Here is a 16,775-nt window from a genome sequence, read left to right as displayed (position 1 = left end):
CGTTCCTGCTGGTCAGTGCGAATAGAAGCCTATAACAAGCCGCGGTGCGGCTGGCGAGGCGCCGTTCGCACTTATATCCGATAACGAAAAGGAGTTGTTCTAGTTTCCCATGTCCGAAGATGAATTCTATCGCATCAAGCGCCTGCCGCCCTATGTCATCGCCGAAGTCAATGCGATGCGTGCGGCCGCCCGCGCCGCGGGAGAAGACATCATCGACCTGGGGATGGGCAACCCCGACCTGCCGCCGCCGCAGCATGTGATCGAAAAATTGTGCGAAGTCGCAATGAAGCCCGACGCCCACGGCTATTCGCAGTCGAAGGGGATTCCGGGTCTCCGCAAGGCGCAGGCAAATTATTACGCGCGCCGGTTCAACGTCGAGCTCGATCCCGAGAGCGAGGTCGTCGTGACGATGGGGTCGAAGGAAGGGCTCGCGAGTCTCGCGACCGCGATCACCGGCCCGGGCGACGTCGTGCTTGCGCCGAACCCCAGCTACCCCATCCACACCTTCGGCTTCATCATCGCAGGGGCGACGATCCGCAGCGTTCCGACGACGCCTGATGAGAATTATTGGCGCGCGCTCGACCGTGCAATGGCGTTCACGGTGCCACGCCCGTCGATCCTGGTGGTCAATTATCCTTCGAACCCGACCGCCGAGGCGGTGGACCTCGCTTTCTACGAGCGGTTGGTTGCGTGGGCGAAGGAGAACAAGGTCTGGGTGCTGTCCGACCTGGCCTATTCCGAACTCTATTACGACGGCAACCCGACCCCTTCGATCCTGCAGGTGCCGGGCGCGAAGGATGTTGCGGTTGAATTCACCTCGATGTCGAAAACATATTCGATGGCGGGCTGGCGCATGGGCTTTGCGGTCGGCAACAAGCGGCTCATCGCGGCGATGACGCGGGTTAAATCTTACCTCGATTATGGCGCTTTCACCCCGATCCAGGCCGCGGCGTGCGCGGCGCTCAACGGGCCGCAGGATATCGTCGCACGCAATCGCGAACTGTATCAAAAGCGTCGCGACGTTATGGTCGAGAGCTTTGGCCGTGCGGGCTGGGACATTCCGAGCCCCAAGGCATCGATGTTCGCCTGGGCGCCGCTGCCGCCCGCGCTCAAAGAGATGGGCAGTCTGGAGTTTTCGAAACAGATGCTGATCCATGCCAAGGTCGCGGTCGCGCCCGGGGTTGGCTATGGCGAGGATGGCGAGGGCTATGTCCGCATCGCGATGGTCGAGAACGAGCAGCGCATTCGTCAGGCCGCGCGCAATGTCCGCAAATTCCTATCGATGCACGGCGTCAACACGCCGTCGGTCGCGGCGGGCGGCGAGGGATGAGCATGACCGGCTCGGCGATGATCGCCGAGACGATCCAGCTGTCGGTCACCCCGGTGTTCCTACTCGTCGCAACGGGCAGTCTGCTCAACGTCTTCACCGGGCGGCTGGCGCGCGTCATCGATCGGTCGCGCGTCCTGATGGAGCGCTGGGCCCAGACCGAGGGGCAGGATCATGAGCGCATCGTCGCCGAATTGCGCGTCGTCGATCGCCGCATCGACGTGATCAACAATTCGATCGCGGCCGCGGTCGCGTGCGGCATCGTCGTGTGTTTCCTGGTCGCGCTGTTGTTTGCGCAGGCCTTTGCCGGGTTCAATCTGGGATTGGCCGCAGCTTGGGTTTTCGCGCTCGCCATGTTGCTGCTGCTGGTGTCGCTGGTGCTGTTCTTGATTGAGGTGCGGTTAGCGATCCGCACCATCCATGTTCCGATGGAACTGCTTGAGCTCGAAGAGATGGGCTGGCAGCGGCGGCGGGATAAACGGTGACGCGATCCTCCCTGTGACGAAGCCATGGGGGTGTCGCAGACGGCGCGGAGCGCGAGCGGGACCGAAGTGGTGGAGGGGCGGCGACGGTAGCGCCATGGCCCCTCCTTCAGCGCTTCGCGCTGCCGCCTCCCCATCGCTGCGCGACAGGGAGAATTAATGCGCCACACCAACCAGATACGTTGGCGTCACCCGTTTCCGGCTCGCCTGCTCATAGGCATAACCCGCTGCCAACACCTCAGCATCGGCCCATTTCCTGCCGATGAATGACACGCCGATGGGCAGTCCCTGCACTGCCCCCATCGGGACGGTCAGATGCGGATAGCCGGCAACCGCGGGAAGCTGGCTGGCGCTGGGACCGGTGTAGTGATCTCCGTTCACGAGGTCGCTCGTCCATGCGGGACCGTTGGTCACGCCAACGAGCAGGTCAACGTCATGCTCTTTCATCAGCCGGTTGATGCCCTCAGGTCCGGCGAGCCGCGCCGCCTTGTCGCGCGCCGTCGCATAATCGGGGCTGTCTAACCCGCCCTTGCTTTCCGCCAGCTCGAACAGCGACTGGTCGAACCATTGCAGTTCGGCGGGATTCGCCTTGTTGAAAGCGATCAGGTCGGCAAGCGTTTTGGGACCATCCTTGGCGGGGAGGCTCGCGAGATAAGTTGCGATGTCGGCCTTAAGCTCGGTCATCAGCACTTCAAATTCGGCCGCGCCCAGCTCTTCCAGCCCTTTGCGACTGTCGGCGATCTCGACCACCGTCGCGCCCAGGTCGGTCATCTGTTTGAGCGCTGCATCGAACAGCGCGGCGATGTCGATGCGGTCGCCGATGCGGTCGCGCAGCACGCCGACACGCTTGCCTTTGAGTGCTTCGGGCGACAGCGCGGCGGCATAGTCGACCTTGCGCGCGTCGGCTTCGGCGGTCGCTTGATCGGCGGGGTCGCTGCCCGCGATCACCGTCATCACCGCCGCAGCATCGCGCACGGTCAGGGTCATCGGCCCGGCGGTATCCTGGCTGTGGCTGATCGGCACGATATGCGTGCGGCTAACCAGGCCAACCGTAGGCTTGAAGCCCACAACGCCATTGACCCCGGCGGGGCAGGTGATCGATCCGTCGGTTTCGGTACCGATGGTGATCGGCGCGAGGCTCGCCGCGGTGGCGGCGCCGCTGCCTGCCGACGAACCACAGGTGTTGCGATCGAGCGCGTGCGGATTTTTCGCCAATCCGCCAACGGCGCTCCACCCGCTGGTCGAATTGTTCGAGCGGATATTTGCCCATTCGCTGAGGTTGGTCTTGCCCAGGATGACCGCCCCGGCGTCGCGCAACCGCGCCACCAGGGGCGCGTCGCGGTTCGTGACATTGTCTTGCAGCGCCAGTGATCCGGCGGTCGTCGGCACCGGCCCCTTGGCCTCGATATTGTCCTTGATCAGGATCGGGATGCCGTGGAGCGGTCCGCGCACGCGCCCGGCTTGACGTTCGAGGTCCAGCGCATGCGCCCGGCTCGTTGCATCGGGAAAGGTCGCGATGACGGCATTCAGTTTCGGCCCATTATCGTCGAGCGTGCGGATGCGGTCGAGATAGGTCGCGGTGATGACGTCGCTGTTGATCCGCCGCTCGGTCATCTCAGCCTGCAACGTCGCGGCATCCTTGCCCTCGACTGGGGGCAGCGGCGGCGGCATTGCCAGCGCGGGCGCGATGGCAAGCAGGGCGGAGGCGGCGAGCAGCGAAAGTTTTTGCATGGGCAACACGCTGCCAGCCGTAGCGGCAATTGCAAGCGGCGATTTTCGGGATGCCGCAACGGCGTTGACACCGATCCCCCCGGTCTGCTCCCATGAGCGCGGGAGAATGATATGAACGAAAAGCCTGCCCTCGCCACCGGTGTCGCCCTGCCATCAGCCGATGGCGTTTCCGCGCAGACGCGGACGATGCTGTGGATCCTGCTGATCGTTTATATCTTCAATTTCCTCGACCGGCAGATCGTCAACATCCTCGCCGAACCGATCAAGGCCGAGCTCGGGCTTTCGGACACCCAGCTCGGGCTGCTGGCGGGGCCGGCGTTTGCGGTCTTCTACGCACTGCTTGGCATTCCCATTGCGCGTTACGCCGACAAGGACGGCACCAACCGGGTGCGGCTCATCGCCATTTCACTGGCGATCTGGTCGGCGATGACCGCGGTGTGCGGGCTGGCGCAGAATTTCGTTCAGCTACTGCTCGCGCGCGTCGGGGTCGGGGTTGGCGAGGCGGGTTGCACCCCCGCGGCGCACTCGCTGATCTCCGATAGCGTTCCAGCGGAAAAGCGTTCGTCGGCGATAGCCTTCTATGGTCTTGGAGTGCCGATCGGCTCGCTGCTCGGCCTGATCATCGGCGGGGTGGTCAACGACCTTTATGGTTGGCGTATTGCGCTGATGATGGTCGGCGCGCCGGGCATCCTGCTGGCGCTAGTGGTGCTGTTCGTCATGCGCGAGCCGAGGCACAGTCGGACGGCAGAAGCGGTCGCGACGGCCCGCGCCGTGGTGCCACTATCGACCGGCGAAGCGCTACGCGAAATTTTCAGCTCGCGCGCCTTCATCTATATCCTGATCGCGGCGTCGGTCGTCGCTGTGCTGGGTTACGGTAAAGCGCTTTGGACGATCAGCTTCTTCATTCGCAGCCACGGGCTGTCGACGACCGAAGCAGGCCTGTCGATGGCGGTCGTACTCGGGCTGGCCGGGGCATTTGGTACCTGGCTCGGTGGCAAGATGGCCGACAAATATGGCCCGCGTGACAAGAAACATCTGCTGACCTTTCCCGCTTACGGGATGGCGATCGCGGCGCCGATCCTGTTCCTTGGCTATTATATGGAGGATTGGCGCGTCGCGGTGGCGATGCTGATCATTCCGACGATCCTCAATTCGGCCTATTATGGCCCCGCCTATGGCTGTGTGCAGGGGCTGGTCCAGCCGCGCGCGAGGGCGGTCGCGGCGTCGATTATGTTGTTCGGGCAGAATCTGATCGGGCTTGGCCTCGGGCCATTCTTGTTCGGGGTATTGTCCGATGCGCTGCAACCGCTCGCGGGGCAGGAAAGCGTGCGCTGGGTGCTGTACGGTGCCGCGTGGCTGGGGCTGATCCCGGCGTTCTTCTTCTGGCGCGCCAGCCTCCGACTGAAGGCCGAGCTGAAGTCGGGCTAATAGGGCGGATCGACCTTCGCGCGCTGCGTCTTGGCGGCGTCGATCCACCAATTAAGATCATCGGCAAAGCGCGGGAAGCTTTTAACCAGCCGCGCGCCGTCGTCGCCCGTTGGCTGACCATCGGCGTCGAAGGCGCCGCCGATCCGCCCGACGGGCAGGATCGATGACGTGACCGCCATCCCCATCTCGCCGAGCGTATCGCGCCAGCCCATCATCGCCCGCACGCCCGCGAACGGCCCGGCCGAATAACAGGCGATCGCGGCGGGACGCCAGAACCATTCCTCGAGATAATGGTCGGTCAGATTCTTGAGCCCCGGCTGCGGCCCCCAGTTATATTCGCCGGTGACAAAGACAAAGCCATCGGCAGCTCGGATCTTGCCCGCGAGTTCTTCCATCGCGGGCGGCGCCTCGCCCTTCGGATATTCCTTATACATGCGGTCGAGCATCGGCAGATCGACCGCCTTGGCGTCGATCAGTTCGGCGCTGTCGCCGCGCGCGGTGATCGCATTTACGAGCCAATGCGCGAGCTTGATGCCCTGCCGGTCGCGGCGATAGCTGCCATAGAAGACGAGAACGTGGCGGGTCATCGCGCGATGGTGCCACGGCTTGCGTCGCAACGGAAGTCCCCTAAGCTGACCGCGACCATGGGTGGGGGAGAAAATGATGCGCGTTTATCGTACGCCGGACGATCGATTTGCGGATTTGCCCGACTGGCCCTATGCGCCAAATTACGTCGAGATCGCGGGCGGCCTGCGCGTTCATTATATCGACGAAGGACCGCGCGACGCGCAGCCGGTGCTCATGCTGCACGGCGAACCGACTTGGGCCTATCTCTATCGCCAGATGATCGGTCCCGCAGTCGATGCGTGCTTTCGCGTTGTCGCACCCGACCTGATCGGCTTCGGGCGGTCGGACAAGCCGCTGGATCGCGCGGCGTACAGCTATGCGGCGCAGGTTGCGTGGGTGCGGCAATGGATCGAGGCGCTTGACCTTAGAAACATCATCCTTGCCTGTCAGGATTGGGGATCGCTGATCGGCCTCCGGCTGGTTGCGGAAATGCCCGAACGCTTCGCCGGGGTCGCGCTGTCGAATGGCGGATTGCCCGAGGGCCAGCCTGCGCCGCGCGCTTTCGCTATCTGGCGTGCCTTTTCGCGGTACAGCCCGGTCTTCCCGATCGGCAAGATCGTCAAGGCGGGCACCAAGCGCGAATTGAGCGCGGCCGAGATCGCGGCTTATGACGCGCCGTTCCCGACCCGCGCGTCGAAGATCGCGGCGCGAGTCTTTCCGTCGTTCGTCCCGCTGGGCGACAATGTCGCAGTGCCTGACCAGAAGCGCGCCTGGGCCGCGCTGGAGGCGTTCGACAACCCGTTCCTGTGCTGCTTTTCCGACGGCGACCCGATCACGCGCGGCGGCGAGGCGTTGTTCGCTGGACGTGTGCCGGGCGCGGCGCGGATGACCCACCGCACGCTGCGCGGCGGGCATTTCATTCAGGAGGATGACCCCGTCGGCTTCGTTGCGGCGATCCGCGACGTAGCCGCCGCCGCGAGCTGATGGTCAGTCGCTGAACGGGTCGCGGATCAGGATCGTGTCTTCGCGTTCGGGGCTGGTGGACACCAGCGCGATCGGGGTTTCGATCAGTTCCTGGACGCGCTGGATGTATTTGATCGCCTGCGCGGGCAGGTCGGCATAGCTGCGCGCGCCCGCGGTCGTTTCCTGCCAGCCGTCCATCTCCTCGTAGATTGGCTCGACCTCGGCCTGATCGGCCGAATGCGCTGGGAAATAGTCGAGGATCTTGCCGCGGAGCCGATAGCCGGTGCAGATGCGGATCGTGTCGAAACCGTCGAGCACGTCGAGCTTGGTCAGTGCGATGCCGGTGACGCCGGACACGGCGCAGCTTTGCCGCACGAGCACCGCGTCGAACCAGCCGCAGCGACGCTTGCGCCCGGTGACCGTGCCGAATTCATGCCCGCGCTCGCCGAGCTTCTGGCCGATGTCGTCTTCAAGTTCGGTCGGAAAGGGGCCGCTGCCGACGCGGGTAGTATAGGCCTTGGCGATCCCGAGCACGAAACCGACGGCGCCCGGGCCGAGGCCCGAGCCGCTCGCGGCGGTACCGCTGACCGTGTTGCTGCTGGTGACAAAGGGATAGGTGCCGTGATCGACGTCGAGCAGCACGCCCTGCGCGCCCTCGAACAGGATGCGCGCGCCGGCTTTGCGGACTTTCTTCAGGCGCTTCCAGACGGGCTGGGCATATTCGAGGACATAGTCGGCGATTTCGGTAAGGTCGGCGACGAGCCGGTCGCGATCGATAGGCGGCTCGCCGAAGCCCGCGCGCAGCGCGTCGTGATGCGCGGTCAGGCGGTCGAGCTGCGGTTCCAGCTTGTCGAGATGCGCAAGGTCGCAGACGCGAATCGCGCGGCGGCCGACCTTGTCTTCATAGGCGGGGCCGATGCCGCGTCCAGTGGTGCCGATCTTACCTGCACCCGCCGCGGTTTCGCGCAGCGCGTCGAGATCGCGGTGGAAGGGCAGGATCAGCGCGCAATTGTCGGCAATCGCAAAATTCTCGGCATTGATGACAACGCCCTGACCGCGCAGCTTGGAGATCTCGTCGCGTAGCGCCCACGGATCGAGCACGACGCCATTGCCGATGATCGACAGCGTGCCGGTGACGATGCCCGAGGGGAGCAGCGACAGCTTGTACACCTGTTCGCCGACGACGAGTGTATGACCGGCATTATGACCGCCCTGAAAACGCACCACGGCATCGGCGCGGCTGGCGAGCCAGTCGACAATCTTGCCCTTGCCCTCGTCGCCCCATTGCGACCCGATGACGGTAACATTTGCCATGATGCTGTCCTGCTGAACCGGACCCAAAAACGACCAGCGCGGGTCCGGCGCGGCCTTAGCGGATTTGGCCGCTGAGGCAAGCACGCTGGGATGAATTTGCGACATTTACGTCGGACAAGTGGCGCGCGCCGGGCGGCGATGGAGGTGCGGAGATGAGCAAGCGATACTGGATGGGCGTGTTGGCGGCCACCGCCGTGGTGGCATGCGGCATGCCCGCGAGCGACGCGCGCGAGAAGCTGCGCGACCGCCTGCGCGATCGGATGGCCGAGCGCATGGGTGCCGAGCAAGGGCCGAAGGCGCCGGGCAGCGAGACAATCGCCTATGGTAGCGATCCCTTGCAGGTACTCGATATCTGGCGTGCCAAGGGTATTCGAGAGTCGGCGCCGCTGATCGTCTATGTCCATGGCGGGGGGTGGAAGCGCGGTAGCAAGGACAATGCGACCGGGCGCTTCAAACCGGTGCATTACCCTGGGCAGGGCTATGCCTTTGCCTCAATCAACTATCGCCTTGTTCCCGCCGCGACGGTCGAGCAGCAGTCCGCGGACGTGGCGGGGGCGGTCAAGTCGTTGGTCGATCGCGCCGACAAGCTGGGCATCGATCGGCGGCGCATCGTGTTGATGGGGCATAGCGCGGGCGCGCATCTGGTCGCGCTGGTCGGGACCGACGAGCGTTATCTGAAGGGAGCCGGGCTGTCTTTCGCGGACATCGCGGGCGTGATCCCTAACGACGGCGCGGCTTATGACGTGCCCGCGCAGATGAAGGACGGCCCGCCGATCATGCAAAAGACCTATGCGCAGGCGTTCGGGACCGATCCGGCGCGGCAAAAGGCCTTGTCGCCCACCGCGCATGCTGCGGCGCCCAACGCGCGGGAGTTTCTTCTGCTCTATGTCCAGCGGCCCGACGGGGTGCGGCAGGCGAAGGCCTTGGGAAGTGCGCTGGTCGCGGGAGGCAGCCGCGTCGAACATGGCAGTTTTCCCGGGGAGGGGCTGAAGGGCCATGCTGAGATCAACCGCAGCCTGGGCGATGAGGCCTACGCGGCGACCGCGACGGTCGATGCGTGGTTGAAGCGGGTGTTCGCCACCTGACCCGCCTGCCTGTTTTGGCATGGAAGCAACAGGGATTGTCCCCGCTTCGTCACCCCGGACTTGATCCGCAGTCCACCACCTCGTTAGTTGCTTGGACCCCAGGTCAAACCGGGGTGAAGAGACAAGAGAAAGCTGTGTCAGCATGACCAAACCCGACGCCCCTTATCACGCCCATATCTATTACAACCCGGCCGAACGGCCCGCTGCGGCGGCGCTGCGCGACGATTTTTCGGATGATCCCGCGATCCTTTTCGTTGGCGCGATGACCGACGGCGCGGCGGGGCCGCATCCGATTGCGCAGTATGAGGTGCATTTTTTGGCGCGTTCGCAGGCCGCGGTGGTGGCGGCTATCGAGGCGACCGGCCTGCGCGCGCTGGTGCACCCGCTGACCGATGATGATCTGGCCGACCATACGACGCTGGCGCGATGGATTGGCGAGCCGGTTGTGCTCGACGTGACCGTGCTCGATCCGCCGGGGATTAATCAGGGGGTGCCGCGGTTCGGGATTTCGGATTTTTAGATTTTCAGCATGTCGGTTGGTAACTAATCCCGTTCGCATCGAGCGTGGTCGAGATGCCCATCGGCGCGCACGCCTTCCCGGCGTCTCGACCACGCGCGACATGAACGGAAATAAAATTCGTCAGTCTTCAGACCGCGACCGGCCCATCGGCGCCGAGCCGCCACCCACAACCCAATGCCCCAGCATCGTCGGCGTCGGACAGCGCCGCCACCGTCTGCCAGTCGTCGGCGCGCAGGCTCGCCGCGAGCGCCGGATCATGACCCAGCGGGAGAAAAATGCGGCGATCGCTGTCGTCTTCTGCGCCGAGCCCCGCGTCGATCAATGGATCGGGATAGAGCGAAAAACCGACCGCGGCCTCTTCCTGTTCGCCGACCGGAATCGCATAGCCGCCGCCGCGCCCGACCGCGTCGCCCTGGCCGGGAACGAAGATCTGGAAACCGAACCAGCTTTGATAGGCAAAGCCGTGACGCTCGGTGGGGTCGAGTGTCAGCGTCACGCGGTCGCGAACCGGCGCCGCAATTGCTTCCAGCGCGTCGATGCGCGCGGTAAGTACGCCCGATGTGTCGAAGGCGCGTAGGTCAGCAATCGCCTGATCGAAGGGACCGGTGGCGCTGAGCAGCGGCAGGTAGGCCGCGGCGCCGATCCGGGTGAGCGCGCCGGCGTCCTTGGCGTCGAGCTCGTCGCGGAGCTGCTGGATGTCGGCATCGACCGGCAGCGGTCCGTTCGCCAGCAGGTCGACGACGTCGGGCAGGGTGAAATCTATCGTGACAGGACCGATGCCTGCGGCTTCGAGCGCGTCGATCGCGACGCCGACGATCTCACGCGCTGCGGCGACACTGTCGCTGCCGATCAGTTCGGCGCCGACCTGGAGCATCTCGCGTGCCGGACGAAGCTGGCTGGCGCGCAGTTTGACGACCTGTCCGGCATAACAAAGGCGGAGCGGGCGCGGAGCTTGGGCGAGCAGCGACGTTGCGATGCGGCCGACCTGCCGGGTGATATCGGGACGCAACGCGAGGGTGCGCTGCGATACCGGATCGGTGAAACGCAGCAGATCGCGAGCGGTGCGATCGTCATCGCCGCCCAACGTTTCGCGAAACTCGGCAAGCGGCGGCGAGACGCGGCCATAGCCGTGCGCGCGCATCGCGTCGACGAGCGCGCGGGTGACGCGCGATGCGGCCTCGGCCTGTTGGGGGAGGCGGTCGCGCAGGCCTTCAGGCAGCAGGGCAGGGGCTTTGGGCATTGATGCGGCCTTAGTGATAATGACGCGCAATTGGAAGCATCGCCAATCCTGTCCCAATGGGAGGGGAAACGAGACTATTGGCTTGCCGCCTAGTCGCAGTGGTGAGGGGCTGTGCACCTACGATTAGGCACAACCCCTCATCCAACTCCGCCGAGCCGCTTCGCGGCAAGGCTGCATATCCTTCTCCCAATGGGAGAAGGTGGTCAGGCGTCAGAACTTCAAACCCTTGACCGTCTTCACCCCCGGAAGTTGGCAAACTTGCCACAGTAGTGGTTCCGGCATCGGCGAGTCGAGGCTCAAAAGCAGCACCGCTTCGCCCCCCGCGGCGCGGCGGCCGAGGTGGAAGGTGCCGATGTTGAGCCCGGCTTCACCGAGCGCGGTGCCGATGCGGCCGATAAAGCCCGGCGCATCCTCGTTGACGATATAGAGCATGTGGCCGTCAAGATCGGCCTCGACCTTGATTCCGAACATTTCGACGAGGCGCGGGTCGCCGTTGCTGAACAAGGTGCCCGCGACCGAGCGGTCGCCCTGTTCGGTCGCCACGGTGACGCGGACGAGCGTGTGGTAGTCGCCGTCGCGGTCATGCCGCACTTCGCGGACGTCGAGCCCGCGCTCGCGCGCGAGGTGCGGGGCGTTGACCATGTTCACGCTGTCCGAATATCGGCGCATCAGGCCGGTGAGCACCGCGGCGGTGATCGGCTTGAGGTTCAGCTCGGCAGCCGCACCCTCGACTTCGACCGAGATCGTGGTGAGGTTGTCGTGGGCGAGCTGACCAACGAGGCTGCCGAGCTTTTCGGCGAGGCTCATATAGGGGCGCAGCTTCGGCGCTTCCTCTGCCGACAGGCTGGGCACGTTGAGCGCGTTGGTGATGCCGCCGGTGAGGAGGTAATCGCTGATCTGCTCCGCCACTTGGATCGCGACATTGACCTGCGCCTCGTCGGTCGAGGCGCCCAGATGCGGCGTGCAGATGAAGTTCGGTGCGCTGAACAGCGGATGGTCGGCGGCCGGCGGTTCCTGCGCAAACACGTCGAGTGCGGCACCCGCAACCTGGCCCGACTCCAGCGCATCCTTGAGCGCCGCTTCGTCGATCAAGCCGCCGCGCGCGCAGTTTATGATCCGCACACCCTTCTTTGCCTTGGCGATATTCTCGGCCGACAGGATGTTGCGCGTCTGGTCGGTCAGCGGCGTGTGCAGCGTGATGAAATCGGCCTTGGCGAGCAAGGTATCGAGATCGGCCTTTTCGACGCCGAGTTCGATCGCACGTTCGGGGGTCAGGAAGGGGTCGAAGGCGACGACCTTCATCTTGAGGCCAAGGGCACGCTCGGCGACGATGCTGCCGATGTTGCCGCAGCCGATGAGGCCGAGCGTCTTCGAGGTCAGTTCGACGCCCATGAAATCGTTCTTCGGCCATTTGCCCGCCTGCGTTCCGGCGTTGGCTTCCGGAATCTGGCGGGCGAGGGCGAACATCATTGCGATGGCATGTTCAGCGGTGGTGATGCTGTTGCCGAACGGCGTGTTCATCACGACCACGCCCTTGGCCGATGCAGCTGGAATGTCGACATTGTCGACGCCGATCCCGGCGCGGCCGACGACCTTCAGGTTGGTCGCGGCGGCGAGGACGTCGGCGGTCACCTTGGTGGCCGAGCGGATCGCGAGACCGTCATATTCGCCGATCATCGCGATCAGCTCGTTCATGGTCTTGCCGGTGACGACGTCGACGTCGATGCCGCGCTCCTTGAAGATCGCGGCGGCTTTGGGGTCCATCTTGTCGCTGATGAGGACTTTGGGTTGGGTCATTGTCTGTCTCCGTCATCCCAGCGAAAGCTGGGATCGTTGGGAATGGGGATGATCGATAGCGGTCCCAGCCTTCGCTGGGACGACGTCAGGCGCTAAGCGAGGCGTAGGCCCAATCGAGCCACGGCCCGAGCGCTTCGATGTCGGCCGTGTCGACGGTCGCGCCGCACCAGATGCGTAGGCCCGGCGGGGCATCGCGATAGCCCGCGATGTCGTAGGCCGCGCCTTCTTTGTCGAGCAGACCGGCGAACTTCTTGATGAAGGCCTCGTCTGCGCCAGCAACCGACAGGCAGACCGAGGTCTTCGACCGGCTAGCGGGATCGGCGGCGAGATGGCTCAGCCACTCGCGCTCCTGCACAATCTTGTCGAGCGCCGCAGCGTTTGCATCGCTGCGTGCCTTCAGGCCGTCGAGACCACCCAGCGACTTCGCCCATTCGAGCGCGAAGATCGCATCCTCGACCGCGAGCATTGATGGGGTGTTGATTGTCTCGCCTTTAAACACGCCCTCGGCGAGCGCGCCCTTGGAGACGAGGCGAAACACCTTGGGCAGCGGCCAGGCGGGGGTGTAGTTCTCAAGCCGCTCGACCGCACGCGGACCAAGGATCAGCACGCCATGACCGCCTTCGCCGCCGAGCACTTTCTGCCAGCTGAACGTCGCGACGTCGATCTTTTCCCACGGCAGGTCGTAAGCGAACACCGCGCTGGTCGCGTCGGCGAAGCTCAGCCCTTCGCGGTCGTCGGCGATCCAGTCGCCGTCGGGGACGCGGACACCGCTGGTGGTGCCGTTCCAGGTGAACAGCACGTCGTTCGACCAGTCGACCTGCGTCAAATCGGAAAGCTGGCCGTAATCGGCGCGGAATACGGTGGGATCGAGCTTCAGTTGCTTCGCGGCATCGGTGACCCAGCCCTCACCGAAGCTCTCCCAAGCGAGCGTGGTGACGGGGCGGGCGCCGAGCATCGTCCACATCGCCATCTCGAATGCGCCGGTGTCGGATCCGGGCACGATGCCGATGCGGTGGGTGTCAGGCAGCCGCAGCATCTCGCGCATCAGGTCGATGCAATAGGCGAGGCGCGTCTTGCCAATCTTCGCACGATGCGAACGGCCGAGCGATTCGGTAGCGATTTTGGAGGCATCCCATCCGGGCGGCTTTGCGCAGGGGCCGGAGGAGAAATAGGGGCGCGCAGGGCGCAATTCTGGTGTCGGCACTTCAGTCATTATAGTCTCTCCTTGCAGAGAGCTCGCGCGGCGTTGGGACCGCGTGGCCCGGCGCCGCGTTTAGGGTCGGGGACGCAACTGTCAAACAAAATGCGTGGGCTGCGCGAAATTTCCGGTGAGCCGAAGCAAAACTAAAGAGCTTGTTAACCATCTTGTCGGTATTTTGACGCCATGCCGATCCCGACCGTCTTGCAACCCCGGATCCTGATCGCCGCGACCGCAGCGCTGGCGCTTTCGGCCTGCTTCGGCAGTCCCGACGTGATGAAGCGCGGCGACCCGAAACGCCCCACGGCAAGCGCGCCGAAGCGTCCGCAGGTCGCGCCGACGCCATCCTTTACCAGCGCCGAAGCGCAGCAATGCGCGTTCGAGCTGAAGCAGGCCGGGGTACGTTTCACCCCGCTGGCTAATCAGGATCATGGTGGCGGTTGCAGTTCGATCGACTCGGTCAAGCTGCTCGACATCGGCACCCCGACCACCAATCTTGGCGCGATGACCTGCCCGCTGGCGAAGAGTTTTGCCGGCTGGGCGCAATTTGCGGTGAAGCCCGCGGCGCGGAAATTCTTCGGGCAGGAAGTCGTCAAGATCGAGACGTTCGGTACCTATAGCTGCCGCAACATCTATGGCGGTCGCTCCGGTCGCCTTTCGCAGCATGCCTATTCAAACGCGGTCGACGTATCCGGCTTCGTGCTGGCCGACGGACGGCGGATCATGCTCGACGGCGGGTGGAAGGGCGACAAGGCATCGCAGGATTTCCTCCGCGCGCTGCACAAATCGGGCTGCCGCCGTTTTGGCACCGTGCTCGGGCCGGATTATAACGCCGCGCACTATAATCATTTCCATTTCGACATGAGCGGCAACGGCTACTGCCGCTGAGATACGCCCGTCTTGGCAAAGTCACGCTGAGCGGCTAGCCGCTGTTCAATGGCAGAAGATAAACAACCCCATCGTTCGCGTTTCCACAAAGCCAAGGATGACGCTCAGTTCGCCAAGCAGGCGACCACCACCCCGCAGACCGCGAGCGCCGCGTACAAGCTGGCGTTTCAGGATAATGAATTCCTGCTGCGCGAAGATTTGCGCCCGGTGCGGTTCCAGCTGGAACTGCTCAAGCCCGAATTGCTGCTCGACGAGGCGAAAATCGAATCGATGCTGGTCATCTATGGCTCGGCACGGATTCCCGAGCCTGCTGAGGCCGACGCGCTCGAAGCCGCAGCAACCGATGACGTCCAGCGCAACATCGCGCGGCGGCTGAAGGCCAAGGCGAAATATTATGAAGAGGCGCGCAAGCTGGCGCGGCTCGCGAGCCAGGTGCCGCCCGACGAAAACGGCTGCCGCCACTTTGTCGTCTGCTCGGGCGGCGGGCCGTCGATCATGGAAGCGGCAAATCGCGGCGCGGCTGACGTCGGCAAGGAGTCGGTCGGACTGAACATCGTGCTGCCGCACGAACAGGCGCCCAATCGCTTCGTCACCCCCGATCTCAGCTTCCAGTTTCACTATTTTGCGCTGCGCAAGATGCACTTCCTGCTCCGCGCGCGCGCGGTGTGCGTGTTCCCGGGCGGGTTCGGCACGTTCGACGAAATGTTCGAATTGCTGACGCTGATTCAGACCGGCAAGATCAAGCCGATCCCGATTGTCCTCTTCGGCAAGGAGTTCTGGGAACGTGTGGTGAATTTCGACGCGCTGGTTGAAGAGGGCGTGGTGAGCGCGCGCGACCTGGGGCTGTTCAAATTTGTCGAGACTGCTGAAGAGGCGTGGGCGATCGTTCAGGATTTTTACGCGAATATCGAAGTGGAGGGGTGATGCCGCTTTGATCCTCCCTGTCGCGCAGCGATGGAAAGGGGGCGCTCGCGAAGCGAGTGGTGGAGGGGCCGCACCGGTAGTTCCAAAGCCCCTCCGTCGGCGGCTTCTCCGCTGCCATCTCCCTAGGGCTTCGCCACAGGGAGGATTAATTACTTCGACTGCGCTTCCAGATACAGGATCAACGCCTTGCGGTCTGCGGCGTCGATGACCCCCGCGAACGCCATCCGCGTTCCGGGCAGCGCCTTCATGGGGGCTTCGAGATAGGTGTCGAGCGTTGCCGCGTCCCAGACGCCACCCTTTGCCTTCATCGCGCCTGAGTAGGAAAAATCGGGCTTCGCCGCGACCGCTGCTCCGACGATGCCGTGCAAATTGGGGCCGATGCCGTTGCGGCCGCTCTTATCGACCGTGTGGCAAGCGACGCAGCGTTTGAATATCTGCTCGCCCATCGCCGCGGTCGGCGCAACGACAGCCGCAGGTGCGGCGACCGCGTCGCCAGCGGTGACGTCGGTGGGTGGGGTGTCGCTCTTGCCGCAGCTGGCGAGGGCAAAGGCGCCCGCCAGCAGGACGGGCGCGATGCGCATTATTTCTTGGCTTCGGCCGGAGCGGGAGCAGCGGCGGCCGCGTCGGCAGCCGGAGCCGCGGCGGTGCCTTCAGCGGGGACAGCAGCCGCTTCGCCTTCGGTCGGCGCATCGCCTTCGGCGGGCGCGGCGGCTTCGGGGGCGGGCAGCGGCAGGTTCGAACCCTGCGTGTTCATATACAGGATCAGATTCGCGCGATCTTCGGCGCTGCTGAGCCCCGCGAACGACATTTTGGTCCCAGGCGCATATTTACGCGGGCTGGCCAGCCAGGCGTCCATAGCTTCGAAGGTCCAGTTACCGGGAACGCCCTTCAGCGCGTCCGAATAGGCAAAGCCCGCGACATGGCCGTGCGCTTTACCGAGCGCGCCCCACAGATTCGGGCCGATGCCATTGGCGCCGCCCGAAGCGATGGTGTGGCATGCGGCGCATTTGGCGAACACGGCTTCACCCTTCACCGGATCGGCGGCGGCGAGCAGGTTGGCGATCGGCACTGCGGCTGCGGTACCGGCGCCAGCTTCGGCGTCTTCGATCGGGAAACCGGGCTTTTCCGGGTTGTGGCTGGCGAACAACATGCTCGACCCGATGGTCAGGCCCAGCGCGCAAATGCCGGCGAAAAGCACCCAGCCAGCGATCGTGTTGTTGCGATTGTCCATGCTCTAGCAGCCCCGTTAGCTGGCGCCCGCTTGCCGGACGCGTATCTGATTTGGAGGCTCCCTTACTGGTGCGGCGACGG

At 64.5% G+C, this 16,775-nt stretch carries 16 protein-coding genes; 8 read left to right on the top strand and 8 right to left on the bottom strand.

Features of this window, described 5'->3' with window-relative positions; genetic code table 11:
* Window positions 1–109: 109 nt before the first annotated feature.
* Window positions 110–1,330: an LL-diaminopimelate aminotransferase gene (locus tag CDQ92_RS09940; RefSeq protein WP_088441200.1), complete on the top strand. Its 1,221-nt coding sequence runs from the start codon at window positions 110–112 to the stop codon at window positions 1,328–1,330.
* Entirely contained in the window at window positions 1,327–1,812 is a 486-nt protein-coding gene (locus tag CDQ92_RS09935; RefSeq protein WP_088441199.1) for a DUF2721 domain-containing protein, read from the top strand. The genes CDQ92_RS09940 and CDQ92_RS09935 overlap by 4 nt, the downstream gene beginning before the upstream one ends.
* Before the next feature lie 153 nt (window positions 1,813–1,965).
* Here CDQ92_RS09935 and CDQ92_RS09930 read toward each other — a convergent pair whose 3' ends face one another.
* Window positions 1,966–3,540 carry an amidase gene (locus tag CDQ92_RS09930; RefSeq protein WP_088441198.1) on the bottom strand — a complete coding sequence of 525 codons (1,575 nt, stop codon included), beginning with the start codon at window positions 3,538–3,540 and terminating at the stop codon, window positions 1,966–1,968.
* 111 nt (window positions 3,541–3,651) lie between these two features.
* On the opposite strand from CDQ92_RS09930, the gene CDQ92_RS09925 reads away from it, so the two are divergent.
* Entirely contained in the window at window positions 3,652–4,968 is a 1,317-nt protein-coding gene (locus tag CDQ92_RS09925; RefSeq protein ID WP_088441197.1) for a spinster family MFS transporter, read from the top strand.
* Here CDQ92_RS09925 and CDQ92_RS09920 read toward each other — a convergent pair.
* The gene (locus CDQ92_RS09920; protein WP_088441196.1) at window positions 4,965–5,555 is read right to left on the bottom strand and encodes an NADPH-dependent FMN reductase; all 591 of its coding nucleotides are present in this window, start codon (window positions 5,553–5,555) and stop codon (window positions 4,965–4,967) included. The genes CDQ92_RS09925 and CDQ92_RS09920 overlap by 4 nt on opposite strands.
* 73 nt (window positions 5,556–5,628) lie before the next feature.
* On the opposite strand from CDQ92_RS09920, the gene CDQ92_RS09915 reads away from it, so the two are divergent.
* Window positions 5,629–6,519, top strand: a complete 891-nt coding sequence (locus CDQ92_RS09915) for a haloalkane dehalogenase (RefSeq protein ID WP_308423580.1) — start codon at window positions 5,629–5,631, stop codon at window positions 6,517–6,519.
* Between the two features lie 3 nt (window positions 6,520–6,522).
* On the opposite strand, the gene CDQ92_RS09910 is transcribed toward CDQ92_RS09915, so the two are convergent.
* On the bottom strand, window positions 6,523–7,812 hold the full coding sequence (locus CDQ92_RS09910; RefSeq protein WP_088441518.1) for an adenylosuccinate synthase: 1,290 nt from the start codon (window positions 7,810–7,812) through the stop codon (window positions 6,523–6,525).
* A 152-nt stretch (window positions 7,813–7,964) separates the two neighbouring features.
* Between CDQ92_RS09910 and CDQ92_RS09905 the strand changes: the two genes are divergently transcribed.
* Both CDQ92_RS09905 and CDQ92_RS09900 read left to right on the top strand, forming a co-directional pair.
* Window positions 7,965–8,897, top strand: a complete 933-nt coding sequence (locus CDQ92_RS09905) for an alpha/beta hydrolase (RefSeq protein ID WP_088441194.1) — start codon at window positions 7,965–7,967, stop codon at window positions 8,895–8,897.
* A 142-nt stretch (window positions 8,898–9,039) separates the two neighbouring features.
* Window positions 9,040–9,417, top strand: coding sequence for a DOPA 4,5-dioxygenase family protein (locus tag CDQ92_RS09900; RefSeq protein WP_088441193.1), 378 nt, complete (start codon window positions 9,040–9,042; stop codon window positions 9,415–9,417).
* A 127-nt stretch (window positions 9,418–9,544) separates the two neighbouring features.
* Here the strand turns inward: CDQ92_RS09900 and CDQ92_RS09895 are convergent, their stop codons facing one another.
* The 3 genes from CDQ92_RS09895 to CDQ92_RS09885 form a co-directional block, all read right to left on the bottom strand.
* The gene (locus tag CDQ92_RS09895; protein ID WP_088441192.1) at window positions 9,545–10,657 is read right to left on the bottom strand and encodes an ATP phosphoribosyltransferase regulatory subunit; all 1,113 of its coding nucleotides are present in this window, start codon (window positions 10,655–10,657) and stop codon (window positions 9,545–9,547) included.
* 210 nt (window positions 10,658–10,867) lie between these two features.
* Window positions 10,868–12,454, bottom strand: coding sequence for a phosphoglycerate dehydrogenase (gene serA, locus CDQ92_RS09890; RefSeq protein WP_088441191.1), 1,587 nt, complete (start codon window positions 12,452–12,454; stop codon window positions 10,868–10,870).
* 85 nt (window positions 12,455–12,539) lie between these two features.
* Window positions 12,540–13,667 carry a phosphoserine transaminase gene (locus tag CDQ92_RS09885; protein WP_088441190.1) on the bottom strand — a complete coding sequence of 376 codons (1,128 nt, stop codon included), beginning with the start codon at window positions 13,665–13,667 and terminating at the stop codon, window positions 12,540–12,542.
* Window positions 13,668–13,838: 171 nt separating this feature from the next.
* Here CDQ92_RS09885 and CDQ92_RS09880 point away from each other — a divergent pair, with 171 nt between their 5' ends.
* Together CDQ92_RS09880 and CDQ92_RS09875 are read left to right on the top strand one after the other, a co-directional pair.
* Window positions 13,839–14,540, top strand: a complete 702-nt coding sequence (locus tag CDQ92_RS09880; RefSeq protein ID WP_088441189.1) for an extensin family protein — start codon at window positions 13,839–13,841, stop codon at window positions 14,538–14,540.
* Between the two features lie 48 nt (window positions 14,541–14,588).
* Window positions 14,589–15,464: an LOG family protein gene (locus tag CDQ92_RS09875; protein ID WP_088441188.1), complete on the top strand. Its 876-nt coding sequence runs from the start codon at window positions 14,589–14,591 to the stop codon at window positions 15,462–15,464.
* Window positions 15,465–15,613: 149 nt separating this feature from the next.
* Here the strand turns inward: CDQ92_RS09875 and CDQ92_RS09870 are convergent, their stop codons facing one another.
* Window positions 15,614–16,045, bottom strand: a complete 432-nt coding sequence (locus tag CDQ92_RS09870; RefSeq protein WP_088441187.1) for a c-type cytochrome — start codon at window positions 16,043–16,045, stop codon at window positions 15,614–15,616.
* Window positions 16,045–16,695, bottom strand: a complete 651-nt coding sequence (locus CDQ92_RS09865; RefSeq protein WP_088441186.1) for a c-type cytochrome — start codon at window positions 16,693–16,695, stop codon at window positions 16,045–16,047. The genes CDQ92_RS09870 and CDQ92_RS09865 overlap by 1 nt, the downstream gene beginning before the upstream one ends.
* Window positions 16,696–16,775: the final 80 nt, after the last annotated feature.

Source organism: Sphingopyxis bauzanensis (assembly GCF_002205675.1).
Lineage (GTDB): Bacteria > Pseudomonadota > Alphaproteobacteria > Sphingomonadales > Sphingomonadaceae > Sphingopyxis > Sphingopyxis bauzanensis.
This window is presented reverse-complemented; position numbering and strand designations above follow the sequence as displayed.

Coding starts and splice junctions, on each gene's coding strand:
- CDQ92_RS09940 (WP_088441200.1), top strand. CDS start 110: ATGTCCGAAGATGAATTCTATCGCATCAAGCGCCTGCCGCCCTATGTC.
- CDQ92_RS09935 (WP_088441199.1), top strand. CDS start 1,327: ATGAGCATGACCGGCTCGGCGATGATCGCCGAGACGATCCAGCTGTCG.
- CDQ92_RS09930 (WP_088441198.1), bottom strand. CDS start 3,540: ATGCAAAAACTTTCGCTGCTCGCCGCCTCCGCCCTGCTTGCCATCGCG.
- CDQ92_RS09925 (WP_088441197.1), top strand. CDS start 3,652: ATGAACGAAAAGCCTGCCCTCGCCACCGGTGTCGCCCTGCCATCAGCC.
- CDQ92_RS09920 (WP_088441196.1), bottom strand. CDS start 5,555: ATGACCCGCCACGTTCTCGTCTTCTATGGCAGCTATCGCCGCGACCGG.
- CDQ92_RS09915 (WP_308423580.1), top strand. CDS start 5,629: ATGATGCGCGTTTATCGTACGCCGGACGATCGATTTGCGGATTTGCCC.
- CDQ92_RS09910 (WP_088441518.1), bottom strand. CDS start 7,812: ATGGCAAATGTTACCGTCATCGGGTCGCAATGGGGCGACGAGGGCAAG.
- CDQ92_RS09905 (WP_088441194.1), top strand. CDS start 7,965: ATGAGCAAGCGATACTGGATGGGCGTGTTGGCGGCCACCGCCGTGGTG.
- CDQ92_RS09900 (WP_088441193.1), top strand. CDS start 9,040: ATGACCAAACCCGACGCCCCTTATCACGCCCATATCTATTACAACCCG.
- CDQ92_RS09895 (WP_088441192.1), bottom strand. CDS start 10,657: ATGCCCAAAGCCCCTGCCCTGCTGCCTGAAGGCCTGCGCGACCGCCTC.
- serA (WP_088441191.1), bottom strand. CDS start 12,454: ATGACCCAACCCAAAGTCCTCATCAGCGACAAGATGGACCCCAAAGCC.
- CDQ92_RS09885 (WP_088441190.1), bottom strand. CDS start 13,667: ATGACTGAAGTGCCGACACCAGAATTGCGCCCTGCGCGCCCCTATTTC.
- CDQ92_RS09880 (WP_088441189.1), top strand. CDS start 13,839: ATGCCGATCCCGACCGTCTTGCAACCCCGGATCCTGATCGCCGCGACC.
- CDQ92_RS09875 (WP_088441188.1), top strand. CDS start 14,589: ATGGCAGAAGATAAACAACCCCATCGTTCGCGTTTCCACAAAGCCAAG.
- CDQ92_RS09870 (WP_088441187.1), bottom strand. CDS start 16,045: ATGCGCATCGCGCCCGTCCTGCTGGCGGGCGCCTTTGCCCTCGCCAGC.
- CDQ92_RS09865 (WP_088441186.1), bottom strand. CDS start 16,695: ATGGACAATCGCAACAACACGATCGCTGGCTGGGTGCTTTTCGCCGGC.